Origin of the sequence: Staphylococcus cohnii subsp. cohnii (assembly GCF_002902365.1) — a bacterium.
Classification (GTDB): domain Bacteria; phylum Bacillota; class Bacilli; order Staphylococcales; family Staphylococcaceae; genus Staphylococcus; species Staphylococcus cohnii.
Window position 1 is genome coordinate 326,586 of sequence record NZ_PPQC01000046.1, and the last position, 6,603, is coordinate 333,188.

Annotated in this window: 7 protein-coding genes; 4 read left to right on the forward strand and 3 right to left on the reverse strand. The window is 32.4% G+C overall.

Annotation, left to right across the window (positions count from 1 at the left end):
• Positions 1 to 30 precede the first annotated feature (30 nt).
• The gene (locus tag CD032_RS09240; RefSeq protein ID WP_019469170.1) at positions 31 to 1,209 is read left to right on the forward strand and encodes a hypothetical protein; all 1,179 of its coding nucleotides are present in this window, start codon (positions 31 to 33) and stop codon (positions 1,207 to 1,209) included.
• A gap of 12 nt (positions 1,210 to 1,221) precedes the next feature.
• Positions 1,222 to 2,439: a metal-dependent hydrolase family protein gene (locus tag CD032_RS09245; protein ID WP_019469171.1), complete on the forward strand. Its 1,218-nt coding sequence runs from the start codon at positions 1,222 to 1,224 to the stop codon at positions 2,437 to 2,439.
• A 100-nt stretch (positions 2,440 to 2,539) separates the two neighbouring features.
• Here CD032_RS09245 and CD032_RS09250 read toward each other — a convergent pair whose 3' ends face one another.
• Positions 2,540 to 3,010: a peptide-methionine (S)-S-oxide reductase gene (locus tag CD032_RS09250; protein WP_103211420.1), complete on the reverse strand. Its 471-nt coding sequence runs from the start codon at positions 3,008 to 3,010 to the stop codon at positions 2,540 to 2,542.
• A 135-nt stretch (positions 3,011 to 3,145) separates the two neighbouring features.
• On the opposite strand from CD032_RS09250, the gene CD032_RS09255 reads away from it, so the two are divergent.
• Positions 3,146 to 3,364, forward strand: a complete 219-nt coding sequence (locus CD032_RS09255; RefSeq protein WP_040030347.1) for a hypothetical protein — start codon at positions 3,146 to 3,148, stop codon at positions 3,362 to 3,364.
• Positions 3,365 to 3,661: 297 nt separating this feature from the next.
• Positions 3,662 to 4,609 carry an oxygen-dependent tRNA uridine(34) hydroxylase TrhO gene (trhO, locus tag CD032_RS09260; protein WP_019469174.1) on the forward strand — a complete coding sequence of 316 codons (948 nt, stop codon included), beginning with the start codon at positions 3,662 to 3,664 and terminating at the stop codon, positions 4,607 to 4,609.
• 350 nt (positions 4,610 to 4,959) lie between these two features.
• Here trhO and CD032_RS09265 read toward each other — a convergent pair whose 3' ends face one another.
• Together CD032_RS09265 and CD032_RS13465 are read right to left on the reverse strand one after the other, a co-directional pair.
• Positions 4,960 to 5,799, reverse strand: coding sequence for a YitT family protein (locus tag CD032_RS09265; protein ID WP_019469175.1), 840 nt, complete (start codon positions 5,797 to 5,799; stop codon positions 4,960 to 4,962).
• A 369-nt stretch (positions 5,800 to 6,168) separates the two neighbouring features.
• Positions 6,169 to 6,603: transglycosylase family protein (locus CD032_RS13465; protein WP_258026249.1), on the reverse strand; the 435-nt coding region annotated here is incomplete at its 5' end.

Consider the following 6,603-nt stretch of genomic DNA (forward strand, 5'->3'; position numbering starts at 1 on the left):
TATCACTTTAAATTAGGGAGGGAAATTATCATGTGGAGTGAACCTATTATTTCAGCAACTGCTTTATTTGCTTTAATTGCTTTGGGGGAAGTTATTTCAACATTGACAAAAGCACGAGTACCAATGCTTTTGACTGCAATGGTCAGTTTTTTATTACTTAAATGGGCAGGTATATTTCCTGAAAATATTCTTGATTCAGCTATTTTACCTTCACTAGGTGCACTAGCTATAGCACCTGCTATTATGCATATGGGAACGATGATGCCTTTATCAACGCTAAAAACACAGTGGAAGGCAGTGATTATTTCACTTTTCGGCATTATAGGTTCAACGACTATGATTTTAATCATCGTATCTTTAGTTTATGATTTTCGTATCGCCGCTTCTGGTGTTGGTCCTATCTCAGGTGGTATTGTTGCATTACTAATTACAATTGATAAGTTAAAGGAATTAGATTTAAGTTATTTAATTGTTTTACCAGCACTTGTGCAAGGTCTACAAGGTGTTATCGGGTTACCATTAAGTTCAGTAATCATGAAACGTTACGGTAAACACTTTTTGCAACAAGAATCTAAAAATTTACAAACTGATACCCGTGAAGAAGCATCAACGACTCGAACATCAACAACACATACTTTACATGATAAATATCCTATTTTACAAAATAATACTTTAAGACTATTTATTATGTTTGTATTAGCTAGTTTAGCTTTTGTAATTGGAGAAGTGACCCCAATTCATTTTACACTTATCAGTTTATTCTTTGGGATTGTCGGGCTAAAACTAGGATTATTTGAACAAGCAGAATTAGAAAAAAACAAGTCGTTCACTTTAATTCTTGTTATTATCATGCTGATTGTCATCGGTTCTATGGGAGATATCACACCACAAGATTTATGGCATCACCTACCAGCTATCTTACTTATTTTATTAATAGGTACGATAGGTATTTTAATCGGAGGAGCAGTTGCTGCAAAATTGATTGGTTGGCGTTATACAAAGGCACTTCCAGTTGCGTTAACTGCATTGTATGGTTTCCCTGGAGATTACATGCTATGTGAAGAAGTGAGTCGTAGTTTAACCAAAAACAAAAAAGAACATGATGCACTTTTCAAAGAATTACTTAGTCCTATGTTGATAGGTGGATTTACTTCCGTTACGGTAGCTTCCGTGATTTTAACAGGTATTATTATGAATTTTATTAATTAGGAGGAATTTTAAATGCTTATAAAAAATATAAACCTTATAGATGGTACTGGTAGCGCTATACAACAAAACGTTGATGTGATTATTCAAGATCATCGCTTTAAGACTATTGGACAGAATTTAAACCATGAAAATCATGAAATCATCGATGGTACCGATAAATATTTATTACCGGGCATGATAGATAGCCATGTTCATATCATGGAAGAAATGAGACCATTGACAGATAAATTAGCTACGCCATTTTCTTATACATTCTATCGCGCTATAGATCATCTTAAACGTACAGTAAATTGCGGTATCACTACCGTGCGTGATGCACTTGGTGCTGACCAAGGGATTAAAGAAGCTGTACAAAATGGTTTGATACTCGGACCCCGCATGCAAATTAGTGTCAATGCATTAACGATTACTGGTGGCCATGGTGATAAATTAACGAAATCTGGTATAACTATGCCAAGTTTTATTGAAGATTATCCAGGTTTGCCTACAGGAATTTGTGATGGCGTTGAAGAAGTACGTAAAAAAGTAAGAGAGATGTTACGTGCTGGTGCGGATGTAATCAAAGTTCATGCAACTGGTGGTGTAACAAGTCCAACAGATCATCCAGACTTCACACAATTTTCTATTGAAGAACTTAAAGTTATGGTTGAAGAAGCACAATTCAGAGGTAATAGGAAAGTTATGGCACATGCCCAAGGCCTACAAGGCGTTAAAAATTGTATCGCAGCAGGCATTCATTCTATAGAGCATGGCATTTACCTAGATGATGAAGCAATAGAAAAAATGAAGGCACAAGGTACCTTTCTCGTACCGACTTTACTAGCACCTGTTTCAGTTATTGAATTTGCAGATGAACTTGGTATGTCTGAAGGTTCTGTTGAAAAGTCAAAAGAAGTTTTAGAGGCACATACAACAAGTTTTACTAAAGCTGTAAACGCAGGTGTAAAAATCGCCATGGGTACAGATGCTGGTGTCTTTAAACACGGTACTAACTTACGTGAATTAGAGTTAATGGTTGAACATGGTATGACACCAATGCAAGCTATAGTAGCATCCACTAAAACTGCAGCAGAATGTCTAGGTTATGACAATGAAATAGGCACAATTGAAACAGACAAAAAAGCTGACTTTATTATCGTAGATGATAATCCATTAGATCGTATTGGGATATTAAAAAACCCTGATAATATTAAAATTGTAGGTATTGATGGTGAGATTGTGAAAAGATAATGCTATCTACTATTTATAAAAACAAAGCCTCATTGTATATCTAAAGAGTGATTGAAGATATACAACGAGGTTTTAATTTTGAATTCACTTTGCTTTATCATTATTTATATTTATTAACCAGTGCTTTGGGTAAATGACAGTAATCATTTGGAAATCTTGATAATCTGTCTTGATGTGTTTCTGCGCTTTTAACATAATTAGTCAATGATAATACCTCTGTGGCAATAAGGTGATGGTCTTCAATTGCATCTATGTATGCTTGTGCTTCTTTTAAATGTTTTACGTCTTCACTATATAATCCTGTTCTATATTTTAAACCAATATCTTGGCCCTGTTGGTTTACACTATAAGGGTCAATAATTTCAAAAAGATACCCCATTAAATCAGTAACAGACACTTTTTCAGGATCAAAAGTTGTTTTAATTACTTCTACATAGCCGTCGTATTCTCCATCAAGGGTATGCGTAATACCATTTGCCCTACCACCTTCTGTTTGAATGACACCTGGTAGTGTCTTAACAAATGCCTGAACACCCCAGAGACAACCTCCTGCTAAATATACAGTTTCCATTCTATCCCCTCCTGATTTAATACATTATTTAATAAAAGTATAGGCACCACAACCATATGATGCAAATGCTCATATATTTATGATTTATTTTTTGTTAATAGGGAAAATTTATATTAGAGAATAAGGAGGTATTATATGCCTAAAGTTAAAGAAAGATTATTAGAAGATATTGAAGAAAAGCCTTCAAGAACCGACAGTGATTTTAATTCTGAGAAAGAAATGCAACAAAATGCTTTTGAACGATTAGGCAAAGATGTAGTGATTATAGAAACACTTTCGATCATGAATATTGTCTTTGCAATCAGTACAATTAGTTTAGTAGTTGCACTTATCTTTACAAATAAAAATAAATAAATTTATATACATGCTCTTTTCATTGATAATAACAAACTTGAAAAGAGCATGTTTTTTATTAATAATCTAATATTCTTCAAAAAAATTTTGACAATATTTAGTTTTACAAAATTTTTAAATTGAATATTGTACCTTTTTTGTTACAATATAGTGAGGAGAATTTCGTCCTTTTATAAAAGCATATAACAAATATACATTCATCATATCATTATGGATTGTAGCCGCACGATACTATTAAACTATTAATTTTATATAAAACTATTATAAACAGAAAAAAATTTAGAGGAGAATTGAATTATGGATTACAGAGTACTATTGTATTATAAATATACAAATATTGAAGACCCCGAAACATTTGCTACAGAACACTTAGATTTTTGTAAAGATTTAGAGCTTAAAGGACGTATCTTAGTATCAACTGAAGGTATTAATGGTACTGTTTCCGGAACAGTTGAAGCAACAGACAAATATATGATTGCATTACAATCAGATGAAAGGTTCAAAGGAATTACTTTCAAAATTGATGAAGCAGATGGTCACGCATTTAAAAAAATGCACGTTCGTCCTAGAAAAGAAATTGTGGCATTAGATTTAGAACAAGATGTTAATCCTAAAGAACTTACTGGTAATTATTTATCACCTAAAGAGTTTAAAGAAGCATTATTTGACGACGACACAATTGTTATCGATGCGCGTAATGATTATGAATATGATTTAGGACATTTCCGTGGTGCTATACGACCTAATATTACTCGCTTTAGAGATTTACCAGAGTGGATTAAAGAAAATAAAGATCAATTTATGGACAAAAAAATCGTTACTTATTGTACTGGTGGTATTCGCTGTGAGAAATTCTCCGGTTATCTATTAAGAGAAGGTTTTGAAGACGTAAGCCAGCTTGAAGGTGGTATCGCCACTTATGGAAAAGATCCAGAAACAAAAGGTCAGTATTGGGACGGTAAAATGTATGTGTTTGACGAACGTATCAGTGTAGACGTCAATCAAGTTAAAAAAACAGTTGTAGGTAAAGAATGGTTTGACGGTACGCCTTGTGAACGTTACATCAACTGTTCAAACCCTGAATGTAACCGTCAAATTTTAGTATCTGAAGAAAATGAAGCACGTTATTTAGGTGCTTGTTGTCATGAATGTGCTAAACATGAAAGTAATCGTTATGTTAAAAAACATGACATTAGTGATGAAGAAAAGGCAAAACGCCTGGAAAATTTTAAACAACTTGTATAATACAAATATGCGTTGAAATTATGTGTAAATATTTTATAATTTTAATATGTACCAAGCTAACTAAAAAATGGCAATTTCTAAATAAAATTAGAAATTGCCATTTTTCTTTTATTAGGTGCACAACTTACCAGAATTACGCGCAAAAATTGTGTTATTTTCTACATTGTTCAGTGTTTTCACAGTGGCCATTGTCATCTTTTTATCCCGCATCTTATTTTAAAATTTGATAATAGAAACACATTTTCCCTATAACAAACTAGAATAAAAAAATACCAGCCTCTTATTTATAAATGAATGACTATTATTACCAAACTTTTGTAGTTAATTTGCATTTATGTTCTTATTTATGCTTATTGTAATTTCATAAATCCATTTCCCAGAACATCTCGCACATCATGGATAACTAAAAAGGCATTTTCATCATGACGGTTTACAATCTTTTTAATCCTAGCTAACTGATTTTGAGGGACGACGACGTAAAGTACATTCGTTTCTTTTTGTTGATATCCTCCTACACCATTTAACAGTGTAGAACCACGCCCCGTTTCTTCATTAATTTGTTTACTAATGTTCGCGTTAAAATCTGAAATAATAGTAATTGCTTTTTTAGGATTAAATCCTTCTATTACAAAAGACATACTTTTTTCAACGATAAATAACATAACAATTGTATAAAGTACATTTTGAATAGGTAAGACAAGCAAGAAAGATAAAACAATCAATGAATCAAGAATAAATAATGCTTGTGACGTTTTAATTTCACTATATTTGTTTATGATTTTTGCAATAACTGAAGTACCACCCAACGTACTACGGGCAGATATAACAAAGCCTGTACCAATACCAATTAACACTCCTGAAAAAATAGTATTGATAAAATCTGACTCTAAATTCAAATTAAAAGATTCAGTAATCCCTAAGAAAAATGAACTCGCAACCACAGTAATCAACGTATAAAGTGCAGTTGTTTTACTTAAATATTTCCATCCTACACCAATTAATATGATATTAATAATAAGCGTCGTCAATGCTGGAGAAAGGCCTAAAGTATATTTCAGATTTAAGGAGACACCGACTGTGCCGCCTTCTCCTAAATTTGAAGCTAAAACGAATGAATTAACACCTATTGCAATTAAAAAAGTACCTATAAGACAAAAACAAATATTTTTTAGATGAATTTTATATTCCATTAAACTCACACCCTCTCTATAAATGATTTAAATTTTTGAACACCATTTTCTTAACTATACTTCGTTCATTTTCTTTCAACACAAAAAGAAACTTCTTAGCAATAGCTAAAAAGTTTCAGAATTACAATTTTAAACTATAATTTTTTTAATACAGAAGACATAATAATAAAAATACGTAAGTTTTTCAACGTAAGCGGGTTATGATTATTTATTGATATATAATATTTACTTCAATTTATCAAAAGATATTTTGTATTATGCCTTTATTTAATCATTACACATGTTTCTTTAAAAAATAAAAATCCCTAGATTCTATAAAAAGAACCTAGGGATTGATGATTCAATATTTTAAAATTGAATATTATTTTATTATGCAGTAACCCATTGTGAAGCACCTGCAGATTCATATAAATCCATTGCTGCTTGGTCTTGTACTGATTCTGGTGCTTCTGTTGGAGATACACCTTTATATTCAGCTGGTGCTACTGAATCCCAAGTACTTTGTAAGAATTGATATTTACCTGCTGCACCTGAAGATGGGTTAACAGCTTTAAGGTCGCCACCTGATTCACGTTGCGCGATTTGTTTCAAGTGGTCATTTACATCTACAGATGAACCACTTGATGCTTCACTTGAAGAACTATCTGTTGATTGTTGTGATGAAGCTGATTCTTGTTGTGGTTGTTGTGTTTGCTCAGTTTGAGGTGCTTGTTCTTGTGCTAGTTGTTCTGATGAAGCTTGTTGTGTTTGACCTTGAGTTTGTGGTGCTTGTTCTTGTTGTCCTGCATCACTTGTTGATTGTGC

What these genes read in the sequence shown, in the direction of transcription:
- CD032_RS09245 (WP_019469171.1), top strand. Translation starts at nt 1,222, where the DNA reads ATGCTTATAAAAAATATAAACCTTATAGATGGTACTGGTAGCGCTATA.
- CD032_RS09255 (WP_040030347.1), top strand. Translation starts at nt 3,146, where the DNA reads ATGCCTAAAGTTAAAGAAAGATTATTAGAAGATATTGAAGAAAAGCCT.
- CD032_RS09265 (WP_019469175.1), bottom strand. Translation starts at nt 5,799, where the DNA reads ATGGAATATAAAATTCATCTAAAAAATATTTGTTTTTGTCTTATAGGT.
- CD032_RS09250 (WP_103211420.1), bottom strand. Translation starts at nt 3,010, where the DNA reads ATGGAAACTGTATATTTAGCAGGAGGTTGTCTCTGGGGTGTTCAGGCA.
- CD032_RS09240 (WP_019469170.1), top strand. Translation starts at nt 31, where the DNA reads ATGTGGAGTGAACCTATTATTTCAGCAACTGCTTTATTTGCTTTAATT.
- trhO (WP_019469174.1), top strand. Translation starts at nt 3,662, where the DNA reads ATGGATTACAGAGTACTATTGTATTATAAATATACAAATATTGAAGAC.